This is a genomic window from Ralstonia psammae (genome assembly GCF_958405935.1).
Classification (GTDB): Bacteria; Pseudomonadota; Gammaproteobacteria; order Burkholderiales; family Burkholderiaceae; genus Ralstonia; species Ralstonia psammae.
Window position 1 is genome coordinate 254,009 of sequence record NZ_CATZBU010000001.1, and the last position, 19,815, is coordinate 273,823.

Consider the following 19,815-nt stretch of genomic DNA (forward strand, 5'->3'; position numbering starts at 1 on the left):
GGCGATCTTGGCAAGCGCCTGCATCTTGTGCGTATGCACATTCGCAGGAAGGCCCCATACCGCCGGGCACCGGGAGCACAAACCCGCTGCCCGTTGCTGCGATGCACGCATTGCAGCAACGGACAAATCGATGCACCCCCAGTCAGCCAAGGCGAGCCCAAGTGCTTGATTTTTTTGAAATCCCAGCCACCGCTCGCGTGCTTTTCAAGGCACATGTCTGTCAGAACGCCGTAAGTTTCGCCTCCCACAATCGTTGACACTTCCGCGGGCGAAAAGCGTTTGCGTTGTCATGTCCATGCCCAGCGGGACGACCTACGAAAAAAACAGGAGACAACATGGCAACCGTGCAGAGTGCACCGAACGCGCCCGCCGGGCGTGTACAGCCCGCGCCCATGACGAAGGAGGAGAAGAAGGTCATCTTCGCCTCGTCGCTGGGGACGGTGTTCGAGTGGTACGACTTTTATCTCTACGGCTCGTTGGCGGCCATCATCGCCAAGCAGTTCTTCTCGGGCCTGGATCCCACGGCGGGCTTCATCTTTGCATTGCTGGCGTTTGCTGCCGGCTTCCTGGTGCGCCCGTTCGGCGCGCTGGTGTTCGGCCGCCTGGGCGACATGATCGGGCGTAAGTACACGTTCCTGGTGACCATCGTCATCATGGGTACGTCGACGTTCATCGTCGGGCTGCTTCCGTCATACGGCACGATCGGCGTCGCCGCGCCGGTCATCCTGATCGCGCTGCGTATGCTGCAAGGTCTGGCGCTGGGCGGCGAGTATGGTGGCGCCGCCACGTATGTCGCCGAGCATGCCCCGCACGGCCGCCGCGGTGCCTACACGTCGTGGATCCAGACGACGGCCACACTGGGCCTGTTCCTCTCGCTGGTCGTCATCCTGGCCGTGCGGGAACTGACCGGCAAGGCGTTCGACGACTGGGGCTGGCGTATCCCGTTCCTGGTGTCGATCCTGCTGCTGGCAACGTCGGTGTACATCCGTCTGTCGATGAGCGAGTCGCCGGCGTTCCAGAAGATGAAGGCCGAGGGCAAGACCTCCAAGGCCCCGCTGACGGAAGCCTTCGGCCAATGGCGCAACCTGAAGATCGTGATCCTGGCGCTGCTCGGCCTGACCGCCGGCCAGGCCGTGGTGTGGTATACGGGCCAGTTCTACGCGCTGTTCTTCCTCACGCAGGTGCTGAAGGTCGACGCATTCACGGCCAACGTGCTGATTGCAGTGGCGCTCGCCATCGGCACGCCGTTCTTCGTGTTCTTCGGCTCGCTGTCGGACCGCATCGGTCGCAAGAAGATCATCATGGCCGGCTGCCTGCTGGCGGTGCTGACGTACTTCCCGCTGTTCAAGGCGCTCACGCACTACGCCAACCCGGCGCTGGAGCGCGCCCAGCAGACCGCGCAGATCACCATCACGGCCGACCCGAAGGAGTGCTCATTCCAGGGCAGCCCGATCGCCCGCGAGGTGGACTTCCGCTCGTCGTGCGACATCGCCAAGCGCACGCTGGCGCAGTCGTCAGCCAGCTACGAGACGGTCGAAGGCCCGGCCGGCACGGTCGCCTCGGTGTCGATCGCGGGTAAGCAGATCAACTCGCTCAATGCCACCCGCACGGCAGACGGTCAAAACTTCGACGCTGACAGCAAGGCCAAGATCGCCGACTTCAAGAAGCAGGTAGGCGAGTCGCTCAAGGCGGCCAACTACCCGGCCAAGGCCGATCCCGCCCAGATGAACACGACCATGGTGCTGGTGATCCTGGTGATCCTGGTGATCTACGTGACCATGGTCTACGGTCCGATCGCGGCGATGCTGGTGGAGATGTTCCCGACACGCATCCGGTACACGTCGATGTCGCTGCCGTATCACATCGGCAACGGCTGGTTCGGGGGCCTGCTGCCGACCATCTCGTTCGCCCTGGTGGCCCAGAACGGCAATATCTATCACGGCTTGTGGTACCCGATCTGGATCGCGGCTATCACCTTTGTGATCGGCGTGCTGTTCGTGCGCGAGACCAAGGATGTGGATATCTATCGCAATGATTGACTAGGGGGTTGACATCCTCGCCGAAGAAGGTAGAATCCCGCTTCTTCGGCGAATTAGCTCAGTCGGTTAGAGCGACGGAATCATAATCCGCAGGTCCGGGGTTCGAGTCCCTGATTCGCCACCAAATACCAAAAAGCCCTGCTTCGGCAGGGCTTTTTGCTTTTCTGCTGCGTGCATGCTTCCGTGGCCGCCGCACGGGCGGCCCAGCGCTACGCAAGCGCCTCGACTTGCGCAGGCACCGCAGCGGCAACCGCCAACACCCAATCCGTCGTCAACGCCGGCTGCGTCACGGGCAGCATATGACCCCCATCGATGATGCGCAGGTTCACACGATCGAGCTTCTGCTTGAGCGCTTCACCCTGGCGCTTGACGTTGAGGATGCGGTCCCCGCGTCCGTACAGCACATCCACGGGCACCGTCATCGAGGCATAGCGGCGCTCCATATCCGGCAGATCTTCCGGCGCGGAGACAAGATCCGACGATGCCGCATAGAAGACGTGCGGACGCAGCCCCAGCAGGCCACCCCCCTTGAACGGAAAATCCTTCGGCATGGTCTCGGGCGCGAACACCGCGGCGATCGCCTTGCGGGAATTCAGGATCGACACGGGGATCGCGAGCGTCCATGACACCAGCCTGCGTATCAACGGCGACGGCAACACCAGGCCGCTGAACACACCGGGCGGCGTGCTCTCGGCATGCGTGAGCGGCGCGATCAACGCGAGCCGGCCAATGACTTGCGGGTGGTTCAGCCCCACCGCCAGGGAAATCGCCCCGCCGAGCGAATGCCCCACCAGCAAGGGCTTGTCGAGCCCAAGCTGCTCGATGCACTGCGCGACCATGCGCGCCTGCGCGTAGATGTTGGCCGGCGAATCCACACCTCGCTCGGACCGCCCTGCCCCCGGCCGGTCGATCACGATCACGCGGTGCGAACGGGCAAGCCGGTCCATATCCAGATACGCAAAGTTGCGCAGGTTGCCGCACAGGCCATGCACGAACACGATGGCAGGGCCCTTGCCACGGTCGGTGTAATGCACGCGGTCTGCGCCGACATCGAGGAACTTGCCTTCTGGCGGAAACCCCTTTGTGACACGGCGTGCAATGAAGAAGGTGAACGCAACAGGCGCCAGGATTGCAAGCGCGATGACGCCAAGAACGATGCTGGTCATAGTGTCCCCGATGCGGGAGGCCGAGGTGGTTAAGCGGGCTGTGCCGCGCCCATCGGCTGCGCGCGGCGTTCGAACTGCATGGCGCTGTCGGCCAGCGTGCCGAACTTGAGCATCATCAGATCGCGGGCGTAGTTCTGATACGACTTCCACGGCTGCCTGTTGCCCTGCTTGGGCAGAATGGCCGCAGCCCGCTGGATGTAGCCTGACGTCAGGTCAACGGCGGGCTCGCGACCCATGGCTTCATCATCGAGACGCGGCACGCAGGTATCGAAACCGTTGGACTGCATGTGGTTGAGCAGCCGGCACACGTACTGCGCGATCAGCTCGGCCTTGAGCGTCCACGATGCATTCGTATAGCCGAACGACGACGCGAGGTTCGGCACGCCGCTGTACATCATGCCCTTGTACGACACCGTCTCTGCCAGGTTCACCGCGCACCCGTCGACGGTGATGGCCGCCCCGCCCAGCACCTTCAGCTTGAGCCCCGTGGCGGTGACGATCACGTCGGCATCAAGGTGCTCGCCGCCCTTGAGCTGCAGGCCGGTGGGCGTGAAGCGCGCGATTTCGTCAGTCGCGATCGACGCCTTGCCCGCACGGATCGTCTTGAACAGATCGCCATCGGGCACCAGGCACAGCCGCTGGTCCCACGGGTTGTAGCGTGGCGTGAGGTGCTTGCGCACGTCGAACCCGGGGCCGATCTGCTTGCCGGCCATGCGGATGATGAAATCCTTGAATGCCTTGGGCTTGCGACGCGCGAGGCTGTAGAAGTACATCGTCAGCAGCACGTTCTTCGTGCGCACCAGCCGGTGGGCGAGGCCCGACGGCAACCAGCGACGCAACGTGTTGGCCACGGCATCCTGCTCCGGCCGCGAAACGATGTACGTGGGCGAGCGCTGCAGCATCGTCACGTGCTGCGCGGCGCCGGCCATTGCGGGCACAAGCGTGACGGCCGTGGCACCGCTGCCGACCACCACCACGCGCTTCCCGGCGTACGACAGGTCATTCGGCCAATGCTGCGGATGGACGATGCGGCCCTGGAACTGGTCCATCTCGGGCCACGTCGGGGCATGGCCTTCTTCGTAGTCGTAGTAGCCGCTGCACATGTAGAGGAACTTGCAGGTGAACTGCACCGATTCTTCGCGCGTGCCATCGCTGCGCAGGGCTTGCACGGTCCAGCGCGCGGCGGCGGAATCCCAGCTGGCGCTCGTCACTTTGTGGCGGAAGCGGATCGACTTGTCGATGCCGAACACGCGCGCGGTGTCGCGGATGTAATCGAGAATGGTCTGACCGTCAGAGATGGCCTTGCTGCTATGCCACGGCCGGAAGCTGTAGCCGAGCGTGAACATGTCAGAGTCGGATCGGATACCCGGATAGCGGAACAGGTCCCACGTGCCGCCGATGGTTTCGCGCCCTTCGAGGATGGCGAAACGCGCCGACGGGCAGCGCTCGCGCAGGTGATACGCCGCGCCAACGCCTGAAAGGCCCGCGCCGACGATGAGCACGTCGAAGTCTGTATCGGGCGCGTCTGCACGGTTGCGGGGTGCGGCTCGGCGGGTGCTTCGCTCCATCGTCGTGTCCATGCGGTCTCCTGTTCGCAGCCCGGCGGCGGGCGTGGCAAATTTCGCCTTAAATGTGGTGCGAATCGTCACCACTTTAATTTTTGAGCGTCCTGACGTCAAATAGCGAAATGGAGAAAACACTTGAAACAGCCAACGCACCGGCCAAGAAAGGCCGCCCGTATGGCGGTGTGGCGCCGGAAGCACGCGCGGCAGAACGCCGCGATGCGCTGATCCGCGCCGGCACGCGCGTCTTCGGCACGGTGGGCTTTCGCAAAGCCACCGTGCGTGCGATCTGCCAGGAAGCGAAGCTCAACGACCGGTACTTTTACGCTGCGTTCGACAGCACCGAAGCCCTGCTGCGCGCGACCTACCAGCAACATGCCGAAGACTTGCGCGCGCAGGTATCGGCGGCCACCGGCGCCGCGGACGGCACGCTGGAGGCACGTGTCGACGCCGGCCTGCACGCGTTTTTTGCGTTCTTGCGTGACCCGTGCGCGGCGCGCGTGCTGCTGCTGGAAGTGATGGGCGTGAGCCCCGAAACAGACGCGACCTACCAGCGCAACCTGCTGGAGTTCGGCAAGCAGATCATGGCGAACGCCCAACTGCCCGGCACCCACAATGACGACGCTGCCGAACAGCGGGCCGATCAACGCATCATCGGCCTTGCACTCGTGGGCGCCCTGACCAACGTCGGTGCAGCGTGGCTTCTGACCGGCTATCGAGATCCCGAAGAGAAGATGGTGCGCAACTGCCGCCAGGTAGTGCTCGGCACATTGCGCACCATGCTGGGCGCTTAGGCCGTGCCTTCGGGCCTGCCCAGCCGGACCACCGTCACGCCCGGCGCCAGATGCCGCAGCGATGGCTGCAGCAGCACGCAGTTGTCGTATGGGGTGGCGATCTGCATTGCCCCATCGGTGGCGATGACGGTGCCGGCGTGCGCGATGGTCTCCATGCCGCGATAGTCGTCCGCAAAGCGAAAGCCGGTGGACAGGGCGACCACCGGATCGGTCACCCGAATGCATCGCACATCCAGCGCAGGCGCCATCCCCAGCCACTCCGATACCGCCGACGCATCGACGGTGCCCAGCGCCACCAGGAAACGCGCGCACGCGTCCAGCGCCACATCGCGGCTCGCGCGCTCGAAGTGCTGACCGCATTCGATCAGCAGCGCGTTCTTCGGGCTGGCAGCATCGCCAAAGCCGCCGTAGTCGCGCAGGCGGCGGCCCGCGGCATGGCCGGCGTCGATCATCAGATGCGATGGCGCGCCGACCTGGCGGCCCAACGCGACGCCTTTCGCATGCGGGCCGGTCAGCATCAGCGGTTCGGCCTTCTCATGCATCGAGTGAATATCGAGCAGATGATCGACCGTGTCGATCACCGGACGCAGTTCGCGCGCGCGGCGCAGTTCCAGCGTGTTGCCTGGGCCATCCAGCTTGTCGGCAGACCACACGCGGTTCAGGTCTTCGTCGATAAAGCGCGTGGCATCCGGGTCATTGATGTCGAAGCGCTCGTACGCCTCGACGTTGGCGAGTGACAGCGTGAGCCGGCCACGTGCCGGGCGCACGCCGGCAGCCAGCAACGCATCCACCGCGATCGCTCCGCACAGCTCATTGCCATGCGTGAGCGCGTTGATCATGACGTGCGGCCCGGGCATGCCGCTGTCGAACGTATGTACGTAATCAATGCCGTGCGTGCCGGCTTTCCAGCGGCGAATATCGGGCTTGTGCAGCTCGATCGGGTACACCGGCAGCGTGGCGCGCAGCGCCTCCAGGGTCATCATGCGAAATCCTTCGGTGTTACGAGAAGTCCGTTCAGGCTCAGTGCGCACGCGCGCGTCCGCGCAGCATCCACAGCGAGGCCAGGCTGATCAGCGTGGTCGCAAACACATAGAAGCTCGGCGACGTCTTGATGTGCGTGACACCGATCAGCCACGTGACGATCAGCGGCGAGAACCCGCCGAAGATCGTCACCGACAAGTTGTAGCTCAGCGCCAGGCCCGTGCCGCGCGTGCGCGTCGGGAAGATGTCGGCCAGCAGCGCGGGCAGCGGCGCCAGGATGGCCGCCAGCAGTACACCCACAATCGCCTGCATGACCAGCAGCGTCCAGAACGTCGGTTGCGCGACCAGGGTGGCAAACATCGGATACGTCGAGAGCGCAATCACGACCATCGCAATCGACACCACCCGGATGCTGCCGAAACGATCCGCCAGCAACCCGAACGCCGGCGCCATCACCATCAGCATCGCGCCGGTGATCATCGTGCAGACCAGCGACGCACTGGTCGCGATGTGGAGTTGATTGATGGCATAGGTCGGCATGTAGACCTTCTGCACGTAGTTGAATGCGGTGACGGCCACGACCACGCCCGCCCCCAGCAGCAGCCCAGGCAAACCCTGCGTGAGCGTGTCGCGCAGCGGCGAGCGCTCTTGCATTGCAGCCGGCGCTTGCGCCTGCATGGCAACAAACTCCGGCGTTTCAGGCGTGTGGCGGCGGATGTAGACGCCAATGGGGCCGATCAACAAGCCGAACAGAAACGCCACGCGCCAGCCCCATGATTCCACCTGCGCGGTGGTCAACGCGTAGGTGAGCCATGCGCTCAAGCCCGCGGCCAGCAATGTGGCAAGACCCTGCGTGGCGGCCTGCCAGCTGGCGTTATAGCCCATACGCCTGCCATTGGCATGCTCGATCATGAACGCCGTGGCAGAACCGAATTCTCCGCCGGCCGAGAAGCCCTGCAGCAGTCGCGCCACGATCACGATGGCCGGCGACCACAGCCCGATCGACGCGTACGTCGGTGCAAACGCGATCATCGCGGTGCCGACCATCATCAGCAGGATCGACCACGTCAGCGCGGCCTTGCGGCCGACACGGTCCGCATAGCTGCCGAGCACCATCGAGCCCAGCGGCCGCATGATGAACGAGACGCCGAACGTGCCGACGGAGAGCATCAGCGAACTCCACGCATCGCCCGTCGGGAAGAACAGCTTGCCGATGGTGATGGCGAAATAGCCGTAGATCAGCAGATCGTAGTATTCGAGCGCGTTGCCGACGCTGGCAGCCAGTACGGCACGCCAGGGCGCGGGATGTCGATGTGTGTCGGTGGCGCGTGTGGATGCGCCGCTCGCGTTGAGGGTGTGGGCTGGCATGGTTGTCTCCCCGTGGTCTATTCCGATCCGCCTGTCGAACAGCACTGGCGGGCGAAGGTTGCGGAGGAGTCTAGGTGCCGTGCCAAGGCGCCTTGTGCCATTTCGGCACAAGGTTGGGCTTTTTTGCGATGCGCCTCAGGAACTCAGGAGAGATCGGCGCGAGCGTTGCTGTTGGCGTTGTTGCTGGCATTGTCGACCGCCAGCTGCCACACCTCGTCGAGCAGCGCGCTCTGGTTGCTGCGCACACGCATCATGCGGATATTGACGCGGATGTGCCAGGCGTCATCGCCGGCGGGGCGCAGCTCACCCGCATTCAGGTGCGGCTTGGCCAGGCGATACGGTAGCCACGCCATGCCGAATCCGCGCAGGGCCATCTCTTCCACCGCCTCGTAAAAATCCGCCTGGAACACGGGCTGCAGATGCGCCTTGCGATCCGCGGCGGCCAGATGGCTGTCGAGCATCTGCCGCAACGTCAGCCCACGCGCGAAGGCCAGCCAAGGCAGCGGTGCCGCGGCCGAACCCGGTAGCGTGAAGCGCGCGCGGCCGCGCTTGTCGGGCGCACTCACCGGCACCAGCGTCTCGCTGCCCAGCAGGCAATGGTCGTACTTGCGCGGATCGAGCAGCGCATCGGCCTGCGGGCTGGCGTAGGCAATCAGCACATCGACCGTGCCATCGGCAAGTGCCAGTACGCCCTCCTGCGTGCCGCCCGTCGTCACGCTGAGCGGAAACGTGCCGCGCTGGCGTGCCAGCGTTTCATACCAGCCGGGAACGAAGGTGCGCGCCAAAGTGCGCCCCGTGCCGATCTTGAGCGCCACTGGCAATTGCGCCTCGCGCAGCAGCAAGCGCGCATCGTTCAGGCCGTCGACGGCATTGGCCGCTGCATCCAGAAACAAGCGCCCCGCCGCCGTGAGCATGACCGGATGCTCGCTGCGCTCGACCAGCGGGGTGCCAACCCATTCTTCCAGCGCCTTGATCCGCCGGCCGAATGCGGGGTGCGTGACGTTGCGGTTCTCGGCAGCGCGGCTGAAGCTGCGCGTCTTGGCGAGTTCCTTGAAGTCTTCCAGCCATTTGATCTGCATGGCGCGTCCGGGTGATGTGGTGGGCGTGAGGTCTGCGCATTATCTCCGCAGCCTGCGCGAACAGTCTTAACGTGCGTGCCGTATCGTTATCATCCTGAGCAAACGATCCGCCACGCTTTCATGACCGCCCCCCGTCCGCTGTCCATCGGCATTGCCGGCGCCGGTAACGCCGGCCTCGCCGCCGCCATCGCGTTTGCCCGCCAGGGGCACGACGTGCACGTCTTCGAGAAACACCCGCAGCGGACCGCCATGGGAGCGGGCCTGCTGATCCAGCCGCAGGGTATCCGCGCGCTCGAAGCGCTCGGCGTTGGTCGCGAGCTGGAAGGCATCGGCGCGCCGATCGACCGGCTGATCGGTCTGAGCCATCGCGGCTGGCGCTTGCTCGACATCGACTACGCCGATACGCCCGGCCGCGCCGTCACACGGCACGCGCTGTCATCCATGCTGTACGACGCCGCGTTGCACGCGGGCGCGTCATTCCACTTTGGTTGCGCGATCCAGCAATTGCACCTCGATGGCCCCCGTGCACGCGTCGCGCACGCCCAGGGCGAATCGATCTTCGACCTGTTTGTGATTGCCGATGGCGCGGCCTCAGCGCTGCGCGAGGCCGCAGGTCTGGCCGGCCCGTCGAGCACCTATCGATGGGGCACGCTGTGGTTCCAAGGGTGGGTGGACGGTTGGAACCCGCGCGTGCTGCAGCAGCGCTTTCGCGGCACGCGCGAGATGATGGGCCTGCTGCCCACCGAAGTGGACGGCACCCGCACGCGCCTGTCGATGTTCTGGAGCCTGCCCGGTGATGCCGTCGACGACTGGCGCCAGACCGACATCACTCAGTGGAAAGCGCATGTGCTGAGCCTGTGGCCGCAAGCGGCGCCCATGGTCGAGCAGATTGGCTCGCACGACGATATGCCTTTCGCCGTCTATCGCCACACGTGGCCGCGCGCGCTGGCCGCGCCGCCCTACTGCGTCATCGGCGATGCGGCCCATGCCATGAGCCCGCAGCTTGGCCTGGGGACCACGCTAGCGGCGCAAGATGCCCTGGCACTCGCCGCATGCGTGCAAGTGCATGGCGCCACCGATGGCGCCCTCGCCTACCACGCCCGTCGTCTGCGCACCGTGCAGGCCTATCAGACGCTCAGCCGCGCACTCACGCCGTGCTTCCAGGCGCAATACGGCGGCTGGATGCGAGACGTGGTGTTCGCTGCCGGCCTGCGCATCCCCGGTGTCGCATGGCTGATGAAACGCAGCCTGGCAGAGCCGCCCGCACGCGATGCCGCGTTCGCCCCCGCGCCGGCTTCCGCAGCCACCGGCGAAACACCGCAGTCATGACATGACGCCACCCATCACCATGAGCCTGCTGCGCACCTTTCTTCCCGAGCATCAGTTCAGCGAGCAGCACCACATACGCGTCAATGCCCCGCCCGCGCGGGTGCTCGACATGGTTTCGCAACTCGACATCAATGATTTCCCGCTGGCCAGGCTGTTCCTGCGTCTGCGTGCCATCCCGGCGCGCATCGCTGCCGTGGTGGGCAAACCCAGTGCGCGACGTATCGACGCCGGCTTCGGCCTGCACGATTTCACGGTGCTCGGCCGCGATGGAGATCGCGAATTCGCCCTCGGCCTCGTCGGCCGCTTCTGGGAATCCGCCGGCGGGCTCATCCGCGTTGAAGCCGGCGCATTTCGCACGTTCTCCGAACCTGATATCGCCAAGCTCGTCATGACGTTCGTTGCCGAACCTGATGGCGCCGACACGCTGCTGACCACGCGCACGTGCGTGCATTGCGCCGGCACCACGGCGCTCCGCCGCTTCACGCCTTACTGGGTGCTGATCCGCATCCCGAGCGGGCTGATCCGTCGGATGCTGCTGCAGCGGATCAAGCAACTCGCGGAGGCGTACGACGCTCCGCTTACACGTCCAGAATGACCAACGTGCCCGTGCTGCCGGCGTCCACGCTGTGCGGTACCCCGGAAGGCACCACATACAGCTCGCCGCGCGACACCGTCACCGCTTCGCCGTCGATGCGCAGGCGTAGCTCGCCATCGATCACCAGCAGGCCTTCGGCATAGTCGTGCACCTCGTCGGGATACGGCGTCCCGTCCATGCGCAGCACCTTGAAGTTGCCACCGCCAAAGCGCTCCAGCACGCGAGACGACCATGCGCGCGGCAGTGCATCGGCCTCTGCATTGAGATTGAAAAGCGGCACACCGGCCTCGCCCAAAGAATGAGAAGCGCCGAGCATACCAGCCGAAGAACAACAAAAACGGGCGCCGCCGCGTTCCTGCAGTGGCGCCCTTTCTGCGTGTCGATCGGCTCGCGCCTAGGCGTCGTACGACGCGACGTCCATGTCGGACAGCGCAGCCATGTCGCCCACGGCCGGCTTGAGATGGTCCACGCGATAGCCGTGCTTGTAAACCGCCACCAGGCGCACCTCGTTCTCCGGCTCGATATTCAGCTTCATGCGGATGCGCGACACGTGGCTATCGATCGTGCGCGTGTACTCCGACGAGTTGCGGCCCCACACCTGCCCGAAGATGTGGTCGCGCGACAGCGTGCGGCCCACGTTCGAGAACAGCAGCAATGCCAGCTGGAATTCGATGGCCGTCAGCGTAACGGGCTCGCCGTGCAGGGTGATCTGCTGGCGCTGCGGGTTGAAGTGGTACGGACCCAGCGCGAACGGCATGCGGCCATATGGAATCGGATACGCACGGCGCAGCAGCGCATCGACACGTGCGCGCAGCTCGGCAATGCGGAAGGGCTTGGCGATGTAGTCATCGGCGCCTTGCGTGAATGCACGCACGAGGCTCTTCTCGCCTTCTTCGGCTGTGACGAAAAGGATCGGCAGCGCATCCCTGTGGCGGCTGCGCACAACGCTCAGCACGTCGATGCCGAGCATACCCGGCGTGTGCCAGTCGAGGATCAGCATGTCGTAGGACGAGCGGCCCAGCATGCGCAGCAACGTCGCGCCGTCGGTGTAGGTCATCACTTCGTGGCCCGACTGGGACAGGATCTGGACGATGACTTCGCTTTGGAAGGCATCGTCTTCAAGCAAGGCGATACGCATGTTCGGCTCCATGAAATTCGCGCACATGCGTGCCCGGAGGGTATGAGCGTTGGTCGCGCCCGATCAGTCGCGTTCGGCGCGATCCGTTGCATGTGTTACGAATCTGCGATTTTCGTGGCGAGGTTTGCTACGAGCCATGAGAAGAGTCCTAATTTGTGAAGACCCTTGAAACGCCCTACGCCGTACGCATTCGCCCGAACCCGGACAAAAAAAACCCGGACGACGAGGTCCGGGCGGTGGTGTTTCTCACAACGTGACGGGATCAGAAACACCCAAGGGTCGCATGTGCCAGAGGCATCGCAGCGCACCGGGGGGAAGCACTGCAATGCTTGCGGGGGTAACGTCAAGAAGGGTCCGACGTATTGGTCCGGCACATGTGGAGCGCATGATGCCGTGCGATACGTGCAGCCGGAGCAGTTGTGACAACATTTGACGCTCCCAGCTTCTGGGCCGCGGCACCTCAGGCGGGATCGGCGTTTTCCAGCTCTTGCCGAATCGACTCGGTCAGCATGTCGATCAGCAGGCGAACGCGTTTGGGAACGAACCGCGCGGATGGCGTGACGAGGTTGATCGGTTCTCCACTGGTCGCATAGTCGGGCAGCACGCGCACGAGGCGCGGCAGCGGCGCGTTGGCGCGCGCCACGGCGCTCGCATACAACGGCAGCGGACCGATCCCGGCGCCAGACGCAATCAACGTTTCCAGGTAAATGAGGCTGTCGGAGTTCAGGCGTGCGCGCACGGCAACGGTTTTCAGGCCGTCCGGGCCGACGAGGCGCCATTGCGTTTCGCCGCGGCCGGTGCCGCGAAAATCGAGGCAGCAGTGGTCGGCCAGGCCTTGCACGGTGGCCGGGGCGCCGCAACGCTGCAGATAATCGGGCGAGGCGAACAAGCCGATGCGCAACACGCCCAGCGACCGCGCCACGAGCGAACTGTCGGCCAAGCGCCCCACGCGGACAGCCAGGTCGAAACCTTCCTGCACGAGATCGACATTGCGCGGCGTCAGCACCACGTCCAGATCGATCTCCGGGTACTGCTGCATGAAGCGCGCCGCCACCGGCGCCACCAGCAGGCGACCAACGTCTTCCGAAGACGTGATCCGCACCTTGCCGCGCGGCAGATCCTGCAACTCGCCGGCGCAGGTCGTGGCGCGTTCGATGTCTTCCAGTGCATGCGACGCCACCTGGTAGAGGCTCTGGCCCGCGTCCGTGAGATGCAGCGTGCGCGTCGTGCGCTGTAACAGTCGTACGTTCAAATCTTGCTCAAGCGCGGCAATGCCCCGGCTGACAGACGATTTGGGCAGATCCAGCCGCGTTGCCGCTGCCGTGAAGCTCCCCGCTTCGACCACGCGCACGAACAGCGCCAATTGGTTCAGATCCATGGTTTCCTCCTCTTATCGTGATGCGCGCCGGCCGGGGATTGTTATTGTCTCGTCGGGAGCAACATTTTTTCCCACAATAACCGACTAGTGCACAAGGGGCAACCACCGTACATTTGGGATATGACAAATCCCCGATTTCAGGAGAACAACATGGAAACCCTCGTGCAACCGCAAGTGCAGCAAGTGCAGCGTGGCCGCCGCGTGGAGCGCATCATCACCGGCCGCCCCACCTCGGATGGCGCGGGCGTGAAGCTCACGCGCGTGCTGACGAACAACCTGCAACGTCGGCTCGATCCGTTCCTGATGCTGGACGCGTTTCGCAGTGACGACCCGAACGACTATCTGGCCGGCTTTCCCGATCACCCGCACCGCGGCTTCGAAACGGTGACGTACATGATCGCGGGCCGCATGCGTCACCGCGACAGTGCCGGCCACGAGGGCCTGCTGCAACACGGCGGCGTGCAGTGGATGACGGCCGGCAGCGGCGTCGTGCACTCTGAGATGCCGGAACAGGAGGATGGCGTGATGGAAGGCTTCCAGCTGTGGCTGAACCTGCCCGCCAGCGAGAAGATGACGACGCCGTGGTACCGCGACATTCCGTCGAATGAGATTCCCGAGTTCACGACGGAAGACGGCGTGGCCGTGCGTGTGATCGCCGGCGAATCGCAAGGCGTGCAAGGTGCGATGACGCGTGAAGCGACGCAGCCGCTGTATCTGGACATCACGCTGCCTGCAGGCGCATCGTTTGCGCAGCCGCTGCCGGCCGGACACAACGCGTTCGTCTACGTGTTCCGTGGCAGCGCGCTGGTGGGCGATGCCGAAGCGTCAGGCAACGCGGGGCTGCAGCATGTGGAAGACAAGCAGATGGCCATCCTCGCCAACACGGAAGGCAGCGACGGTGTGGTCGTCCGTGCAGGGGCTACAGAGGCGCGCGTGCTGCTGGTGGCTGGCAAGCCGCTGAACGAGTCGATCGCGCAATACGGCCCGTTTGTGATGAACACGCAGGAAGAGATCTTCCAGGCCGTACGAGACTTCCAGGCAGGCAAGTTCGCCTGAGCCTCAAAGAAAAACCGCCGCTCGGTTTCACCAGAGCGGCGGTTCGTCCAACAGCGCGATCTGCTCGCGCAATTCCAGGACCCGGTCCTGCCAATAGCGTTGCGTGTTGAACCACGGAAACGCGGCGGGAAACGCCGGATCATTCCAGCGACGCGCCAACCATGCACTGTAGTGCAGCAAGCGCAACGTGCGTAGCGCTTCCACCAGATACAGCTCGCGCGTGTCGAATTCGCAGAAGTCCTCGTAGCCGGCCAGCAGGCTGGCGAGCTGCGATTGCATCGATGCGCGATCGCCCGAGAGCAGCATCCACAAATCCTGCACGGCGGGGCCCGTGCGGCTGTCGTCAAAATCGACGAAGTGCGGGCCGGCGCTGCGCAGCGGATCGCCTGGCTTGGCGTCGGCCGCTTCGATCCAGAGAACGTTAGAGGCGTGGCAATCGCCGTGCAGGCGCAGCAGTGAAACATCGCCCGCGCGGTCGTAGCAGCGGCGCACGCCGTCGAGTGCGGCGTCGGCCACGCTACGCCAGGCCGGCAACAAATCGGGTGGGATGAAATCGTGTTCGAGCAGCCAGTCGCGCGATTGCACGCCAAAGGTGTCGATGTCGAGTGCGGGCCGGGCCATGAACGGCCGCTGCGCGCCGACGGCGTGGATGCGACCCAGGAAGCGCCCCATCCATTCAAGCGTGTCGTCTTGGTCGATGGCAGGCACACGGCCTGCGCAGCGCGGGAAGACCGCGAAGTGCCAGCGCTCGAACGCGTGCAGCGTGCGGCCGTCGATTTCCAGCGGCGCGATCACGGGGATTTCCGCCGCGGCCAGCTCCGCAGTAAAGGCGTGCTCCTCGACGATCTGCGCGTCGTTCCAGCGCCCAGGGCGGTAGAACTTGACCACCACCGGCGCGCTGTCTTCCACGCCGACCTGGTAGACGCGGTTTTCGTAGCTGTTGAGCGCGAACATGCGGCCGTCCGGCATCAGCCCGACCAGCGCCAGCGCATCGAGGATGCTGTCGGGCGTCAGGCCATCGTAGGGCGCTTCAGCTGATGCGGGCCGGCCGTCGTCGTGCATGGACGTCAGGCTTTACGGCCGCCGAGCAACGCAGCAGCCTTGGCGAACAGGCCGTTGAACGGCTGCTTGGCCGGCTGCCCCTTGTGGGCCGGCTGGGCGGCTTGCGTGTTCGACGCGCGGCGTTGTTGGCCGGCCTGCCCGCCTTTCCCATTGCCCTGGCCCTGGCCTTGACCCTGACTTTGGCCATTGCCCTGGCGTTGGCCGTTGCCGGCACCGTGGCCATTGCGTGGCTTCGGCGCAGCCTGGCCGTCACGTTGGCCTTGCGCCTGACGCTGGCGGCTGCCGCCACCATTGCGACCCTGGCCCTGACCCTGGCCCTGATTCTGACCCTGGTCCTGAGCGTTGCCGCTCGACTCGCGACGCGGTTCACGAGGTTCACGCGGCGCTCTCGGCTCGCGCGGCGCAGCGTTGCCGCTGGCCTGGCGGGGCTGCTGGCTCCGGCCGCCGCCCGGGCGGCCACCGCGCGCGTTGCCGCCACGGCCCGCCGAGTTACGCCCGTTCGGAATCGGCTCCGCCGTGATGGTCGGGTCCGGCTCGAACCCTTCCAGAACGGTGCGCGGCAGCTCACGCTTGATGAGGCGCTCAATGTCACGCAGCAAACCATGCTCGTCCACGCAGACTAGCGAGATCGCCTCGCCTTGTGCACCCGCGCGGCCCGTGCGGCCGATACGGTGCACGTAGTCCTCGGGCACGTTCGGCAGGTCGAAGTTGACCACGTGCGGCAGTTGGTCGATGTCGATACCGCGCGCGGCGATGTCGGTGGCAACCAGCACGCGCAGCGTCCCGGCCTTGAACTCCGTCAGCGCGCGCGTGCGCGCCGATTGGCTCTTGTTGCCGTGGATGGCCAGCGCGGGAATGCCGTCGCGCGTGAGCTGCTCGGCCAGGCGGTTCGCGCCGTGCTTGGTGCGCGTGAACACCAGCACCTGGTGCCAGTCGTTGTCGCGCACGAGCTTGGCGAGCAGTTCGCGCTTGCGCTCGCGGTCGACCGGGTAGATGCGTTGCTCGACCGTCTCTGCCGTCGTGTTGCGGCGCGCGACTTCGATCAGTGCCGGCTTGTCGAGCAGGCGGTCGGCCAGCTCTCGAATGTCATCCGAGAACGTTGCCGAAAACAGCAGGTTCTGGCGCTTCGGCGGCAGGATGTTGAGGATCTTGCGGATGTCGTGAATGAAGCCCATGTCGAGCATGCGATCGGCTTCGTCCAGCACCAGCAGTTCAATGTGCGACAGGTCGATGGTGCGCTGGCCGACATGGTCCAGCAGGCGGCCCGGCGTGGCCACGACGATATCGACACCGCGCTTGAGTGCGTCGATCTGCGGATTGATGCCGACGCCGCCGAACATCACCATCGACTTCAACGGCAGGTACTTGCCGTAGGCGCGCACGCTTTCTTCCACCTGCGCGGCGAGTTCACGCGTGGGGGTCAGCACCAGCGCGCGGATGGGGAAGCGCATGCCCTGAGGCGTCTGCACTTTGTTGGGTTGCGCGGCAGACAGGCGATGCAGCAGCGGCAGCGTGAAACCGGCCGTCTTGCCGGTGCCGGTCTGTGCACCGGCGAGCAGGTCACCGCCTTTGAGAATGGCGGGGATGGCCTGGCGTTGAATCGGAGTGGGTTCTGCGTAGCCGAGTTCGGCCACGGCACGTACCAGCTTGTCTGACAAGCCGAGTTCGGAAAACGACATGGAAAAGCGATTGGACCGGCGTGTCCCGCGCATTCGTTCGTGCGCCAATCGTGGACAAAGCCTGGGTAGGTGACGGGGCGACTGGACCCCGGGGACTGCAAGAAGGGGCGTAGTTTAACAGGTGATGGTGTTTACCCCACCGGAGCCCGCAACGCCGCCAACGGCGCATTCACCACATCCCCCAACCGTTCCGCCAACGAATACCGCGCCATATACCGCCGGAAATGTCCCAGGAACGCCTCTTCGGCCGGTGCCAACCGCCGCTCCTTGTGCCACATCAGGTACAGGTCGATGTCGGCAACGCCCTCTTCTGGCGGCAGCCGCCACAAGCGCTGCTGTGCCACATCGTCCACGACGATGTGCTCCGGCAGGCAGCCGATCCCATACCCCGCAAACACCAGCCGCTTGATCTCGTCCAGGCTCGGTGACGTGGCGACGATGCGGCCGGTGAACCCCTGCTGATCCCGAAACACCGCCAGCGGCGATAGCGCATCGCCCAATTGGTCGCTCATGAACGAGACGAAGTTCTCACCGAGCAGATCGCTGATCGACAAGCCCGTCCGCCCGAACAACCGGTGATGCCGCCCGCAAAATACAGCGTAGCGCTGACGCACGAACAGTTGCCGCTCAAGCTTTTCGACGGGCGTGCGGCACAGGCTCAGCCCAATGCCCGCGCGCTTCTGCGCGAGCGCATCGATGATGTCCGTACTGCGCATCACTTCCACCTGCAGATCCACGCGCGGGTGATGGCGGTGGAACGCCGCCAGGCATTCGTCGTAGACGCCCGACTGGATGCGGCTGACTGTCAGCAGATGCAGCACGCCGCTCACATCGTCTTGCGGTTCCCCAAGCTCTGAGCCGAGCCGCGCGACGTTGCCGTAGACATCGGTGGCGATGCGCAACACGTCTTCGCCAACGCGCGTGAGGCGGAAGTGCGAGCCACGCCGCTCGATCAGCGTGTGGCCAAGCTGGTCTTCGAGCCGCCGCAGCGCGAGACTGACGGCCGGCTGCGTGATATGCAGCCGCACTGCCGCACGGCTGATGCTGCGCTCGTGAACGATGGTGAGAAAGGTACGCAGCAGGTTCCAGTCAAGCCGGTCGCTGACCAGGGCGGGATCAAGAGCGGACGGATCCATGGCGACGAATATGAATTCAATTTATACAAAGAATAAGTATTCAGAATTTGACTAATACCCGTCAAGCGGCAATAAACACGCATCGCCGCCTTGAAGCGGCGGGCTAAAAAAACCTGTGAGGAGCTACACCATGCAACCGTCTCAATCCGGCGGCCGCCAGCCTGCGCGCGCGGCCACCGCCGCCTTTGTCGGCACCATGATCGAGTGGTACGACTTCTACATCTACGCCACGGCCGCTGCGCTCGTGTTCGGGCCGCTGTTCTTCCCCGGTGGCGATCCGTTCCTCAGCACGCTCGCTTCGTTCGGCACGTTTGCCGTCGGCTTTTTCGCGCGGCCGCTGGGCGGCATCGTGTTCGGCCACTGGGGCGACCGCATCGGCCGCAAGAAGGCGCTGATGATCACGCTCACGATGATGGGCCTGGCGACGATCGGCATCGGCCTGCTGCCGACATATGCCACCGCGGGCGCCCTCGCGCCCGTGCTGCTGGTGCTGCTGCGCGTGGTGCAGGGCATCGCGGTGGGGGGCGAATGGGGCGGCGCGGTGCTGATGGCGGGCGAACACGCGCCCAAGGGCCGTCGCACGTTCTTCGCGTCATTCGCGCAACTGGGCAGCCCGGCTGGGTTGATTCTCTCGCTGCTGGCCTTCCGTCTCGTCACGTCGATGGAGAAGGAAGCATTCATGGACTGGGGCTGGCGTCTGCCCTTCCTCGCCAGCGCGGCGCTGCTGCTCGTGGGCGTGGCGATCCGCCTGGGCGTGAACGAGTCGCCCGAGTTTGCGCAGGTGCAGGCGCAGCGCAAGACGGCCAAGCTGCCGATCGCCGAAGTCTGGCGCACGGCGCGCGTGCCGGTGCTGTTGTGCATTGGTGCCAACACCATCGGCATTGCAGGCGTGTACTTCACCAATACGTTCATGATCGCGTACACGACGCAGTATCTGTCGCTGTCGAAAACGCTGATTCTCGATTGCCTGTTCGTGGTGGCGTTCATCCAGTTTCTCGCGCAGCCGCTGGCGGCCTGGCTGGCCGAAAGGCTTGGCGGCGCACGCTTCCTCAAGCTGATGGCGCTGATGGCGATGGCATCGCCGTATCCGATGTTCCTGCTCGTGCAGACGCGCCAGGCGCCGCTGATGGTGCTCGGCATTGCGCTGGCCGTGGTGTGCATGGCGAGCTTCTACTCTGTCATTGCGGGCTTCGTGTCGGGCGTGTTCGAGACGCGCGTGCGGTACTCGGCGATCTCGCTGTCATACCAGGTGTGCGGCGCTGTGGCGGGCGGGCTCACGCCGCTGGTCGGCACCATCCTCGCACAGCGCTTCCATGGCGAATGGTGGCCGCTGGCCCTGTTCTACACGCTGCTCGCAGGCATCTCGCTGCTGTGCATCGCCGCCATCGATGTGCGCCAGCGCGGCCGCGCAACAGCCGGCGACGCCGTCGGCGCATAACGGTCCTCCCCAACC

The 19,815-nt window shown here is 64.9% G+C and carries 17 protein-coding genes and 1 tRNA gene; 7 read left to right on the forward strand and 11 right to left on the reverse strand.

The annotated features are described in order from the left end of the window. Window positions 1-335: 335 nt before the first annotated feature. Together R2N16_RS01240 and R2N16_RS01245 are read left to right on the forward strand one after the other, a co-directional pair. The gene (locus tag R2N16_RS01240; RefSeq protein WP_316663708.1) at window positions 336-2,039 is read left to right on the forward strand and encodes an MFS transporter; all 1,704 of its coding nucleotides are present in this window, start codon (window positions 336-338) and stop codon (window positions 2,037-2,039) included. 47 nt (window positions 2,040-2,086) lie between these two features. Further along, window positions 2,087-2,163 (forward strand) — tRNA-Met (locus R2N16_RS01245). An 85-nt stretch (window positions 2,164-2,248) separates the two neighbouring features. Here R2N16_RS01245 and R2N16_RS01250 read toward each other — a convergent pair. Then, the gene (locus R2N16_RS01250) at window positions 2,249-3,205 is read right to left on the reverse strand and encodes an alpha/beta fold hydrolase (protein WP_316663710.1); all 957 of its coding nucleotides are present in this window, start codon (window positions 3,203-3,205) and stop codon (window positions 2,249-2,251) included. 29 nt (window positions 3,206-3,234) lie between these two features. Beyond that, window positions 3,235-4,773, reverse strand: coding sequence for a flavin-containing monooxygenase (locus R2N16_RS01255; RefSeq protein WP_428984081.1), 1,539 nt, complete (start codon window positions 4,771-4,773; stop codon window positions 3,235-3,237). Between the two features lie 119 nt (window positions 4,774-4,892). Here R2N16_RS01255 and R2N16_RS01260 point away from each other — a divergent pair, with 119 nt between their 5' ends. Next, window positions 4,893-5,561 carry a TetR/AcrR family transcriptional regulator gene (locus R2N16_RS01260; protein WP_316663714.1) on the forward strand — a complete coding sequence of 223 codons (669 nt, stop codon included), beginning with the start codon at window positions 4,893-4,895 and terminating at the stop codon, window positions 5,559-5,561. On the opposite strand, the gene R2N16_RS01265 is transcribed toward R2N16_RS01260, so the two are convergent. The 3 genes from R2N16_RS01265 to R2N16_RS01275 all read right to left on the reverse strand — a co-directional run bounded on the left by R2N16_RS01265 (window position 5,558) and on the right by R2N16_RS01275 (window position 8,989). Continuing rightward, on the reverse strand, window positions 5,558-6,544 hold the full coding sequence (locus R2N16_RS01265) for a M14 family metallopeptidase (RefSeq protein WP_316663716.1): 987 nt from the start codon (window positions 6,542-6,544) through the stop codon (window positions 5,558-5,560). The two genes, R2N16_RS01260 and R2N16_RS01265, sit on opposite strands and share 4 nt — an antisense overlap. 37 nt (window positions 6,545-6,581) lie before the next feature. Continuing rightward, window positions 6,582-7,910, reverse strand: a complete 1,329-nt coding sequence (locus R2N16_RS01270; RefSeq protein ID WP_316663717.1) for an MFS transporter — start codon at window positions 7,908-7,910, stop codon at window positions 6,582-6,584. A gap of 143 nt (window positions 7,911-8,053) precedes the next feature. Next, window positions 8,054-8,989: a LysR family transcriptional regulator gene (locus R2N16_RS01275; RefSeq protein WP_316663718.1), complete on the reverse strand. Its 936-nt coding sequence runs from the start codon at window positions 8,987-8,989 to the stop codon at window positions 8,054-8,056. A gap of 120 nt (window positions 8,990-9,109) precedes the next feature. On the opposite strand from R2N16_RS01275, the gene R2N16_RS01280 reads away from it, so the two are divergent. Both R2N16_RS01280 and R2N16_RS01285 read left to right on the forward strand, forming a co-directional pair. Then, on the forward strand, window positions 9,110-10,318 hold the full coding sequence (locus R2N16_RS01280; protein ID WP_316663719.1) for an FAD-dependent oxidoreductase: 1,209 nt from the start codon (window positions 9,110-9,112) through the stop codon (window positions 10,316-10,318). A 19-nt stretch (window positions 10,319-10,337) separates the two neighbouring features. Next, a complete protein-coding gene (locus tag R2N16_RS01285; protein ID WP_316664208.1) occupies window positions 10,338-10,913 on the forward strand; it encodes a hypothetical protein in 576 nt (191 codons plus the stop codon). Here R2N16_RS01285 and R2N16_RS01290 read toward each other — a convergent pair. The 3 genes from R2N16_RS01290 to R2N16_RS01300 all read right to left on the reverse strand — a co-directional run bounded on the left by R2N16_RS01290 (window position 10,897) and on the right by R2N16_RS01300 (window position 13,429). Further along, window positions 10,897-11,229, reverse strand: coding sequence for a cupin domain-containing protein (locus tag R2N16_RS01290; RefSeq protein ID WP_316663720.1), 333 nt, complete (start codon window positions 11,227-11,229; stop codon window positions 10,897-10,899). The genes R2N16_RS01285 and R2N16_RS01290 overlap by 17 nt on opposite strands. 78 nt (window positions 11,230-11,307) lie before the next feature. After that, window positions 11,308-12,051 (reverse strand): response regulator transcription factor, encoded by a 744-nt coding sequence (locus R2N16_RS01295; protein ID WP_316663721.1) that lies wholly within the window; start codon window positions 12,049-12,051, stop codon window positions 11,308-11,310. Between the two features lie 460 nt (window positions 12,052-12,511). Then, window positions 12,512-13,429, reverse strand: coding sequence for a LysR family transcriptional regulator (locus R2N16_RS01300; RefSeq protein ID WP_316663722.1), 918 nt, complete (start codon window positions 13,427-13,429; stop codon window positions 12,512-12,514). Between the two features lie 150 nt (window positions 13,430-13,579). On the opposite strand from R2N16_RS01300, the gene R2N16_RS01305 reads away from it, so the two are divergent. Further along, window positions 13,580-14,485 (forward strand): pirin family protein, encoded by a 906-nt coding sequence (locus tag R2N16_RS01305; protein WP_316663723.1) that lies wholly within the window; start codon window positions 13,580-13,582, stop codon window positions 14,483-14,485. A gap of 27 nt (window positions 14,486-14,512) precedes the next feature. On the opposite strand, the gene R2N16_RS01310 is transcribed toward R2N16_RS01305, so the two are convergent. The 3 genes from R2N16_RS01310 to R2N16_RS01320 all read right to left on the reverse strand — a co-directional run bounded on the left by R2N16_RS01310 (window position 14,513) and on the right by R2N16_RS01320 (window position 18,362). Next, window positions 14,513-15,547, reverse strand: a complete 1,035-nt coding sequence (locus R2N16_RS01310; RefSeq protein ID WP_316663724.1) for a serine/threonine protein kinase — start codon at window positions 15,545-15,547, stop codon at window positions 14,513-14,515. A 5-nt stretch (window positions 15,548-15,552) separates the two neighbouring features. Continuing rightward, window positions 15,553-17,226 (reverse strand): DEAD/DEAH box helicase, encoded by a 1,674-nt coding sequence (locus tag R2N16_RS01315; RefSeq protein WP_316663725.1) that lies wholly within the window; start codon window positions 17,224-17,226, stop codon window positions 15,553-15,555. Window positions 17,227-17,357: 131 nt separating this feature from the next. Continuing rightward, window positions 17,358-18,362, reverse strand: a complete 1,005-nt coding sequence (locus R2N16_RS01320; RefSeq protein ID WP_316663726.1) for a LysR family transcriptional regulator — start codon at window positions 18,360-18,362, stop codon at window positions 17,358-17,360. Between the two features lie 130 nt (window positions 18,363-18,492). Between R2N16_RS01320 and R2N16_RS01325 the strand changes: the two genes are divergently transcribed. After that, complete coding sequence (locus R2N16_RS01325; protein WP_316663728.1) at window positions 18,493-19,800, forward strand: MFS transporter; 1,308 nt, start codon at window positions 18,493-18,495, stop codon at window positions 19,798-19,800. The last annotated feature ends 15 nt before the right edge of the window (window positions 19,801-19,815 follow it).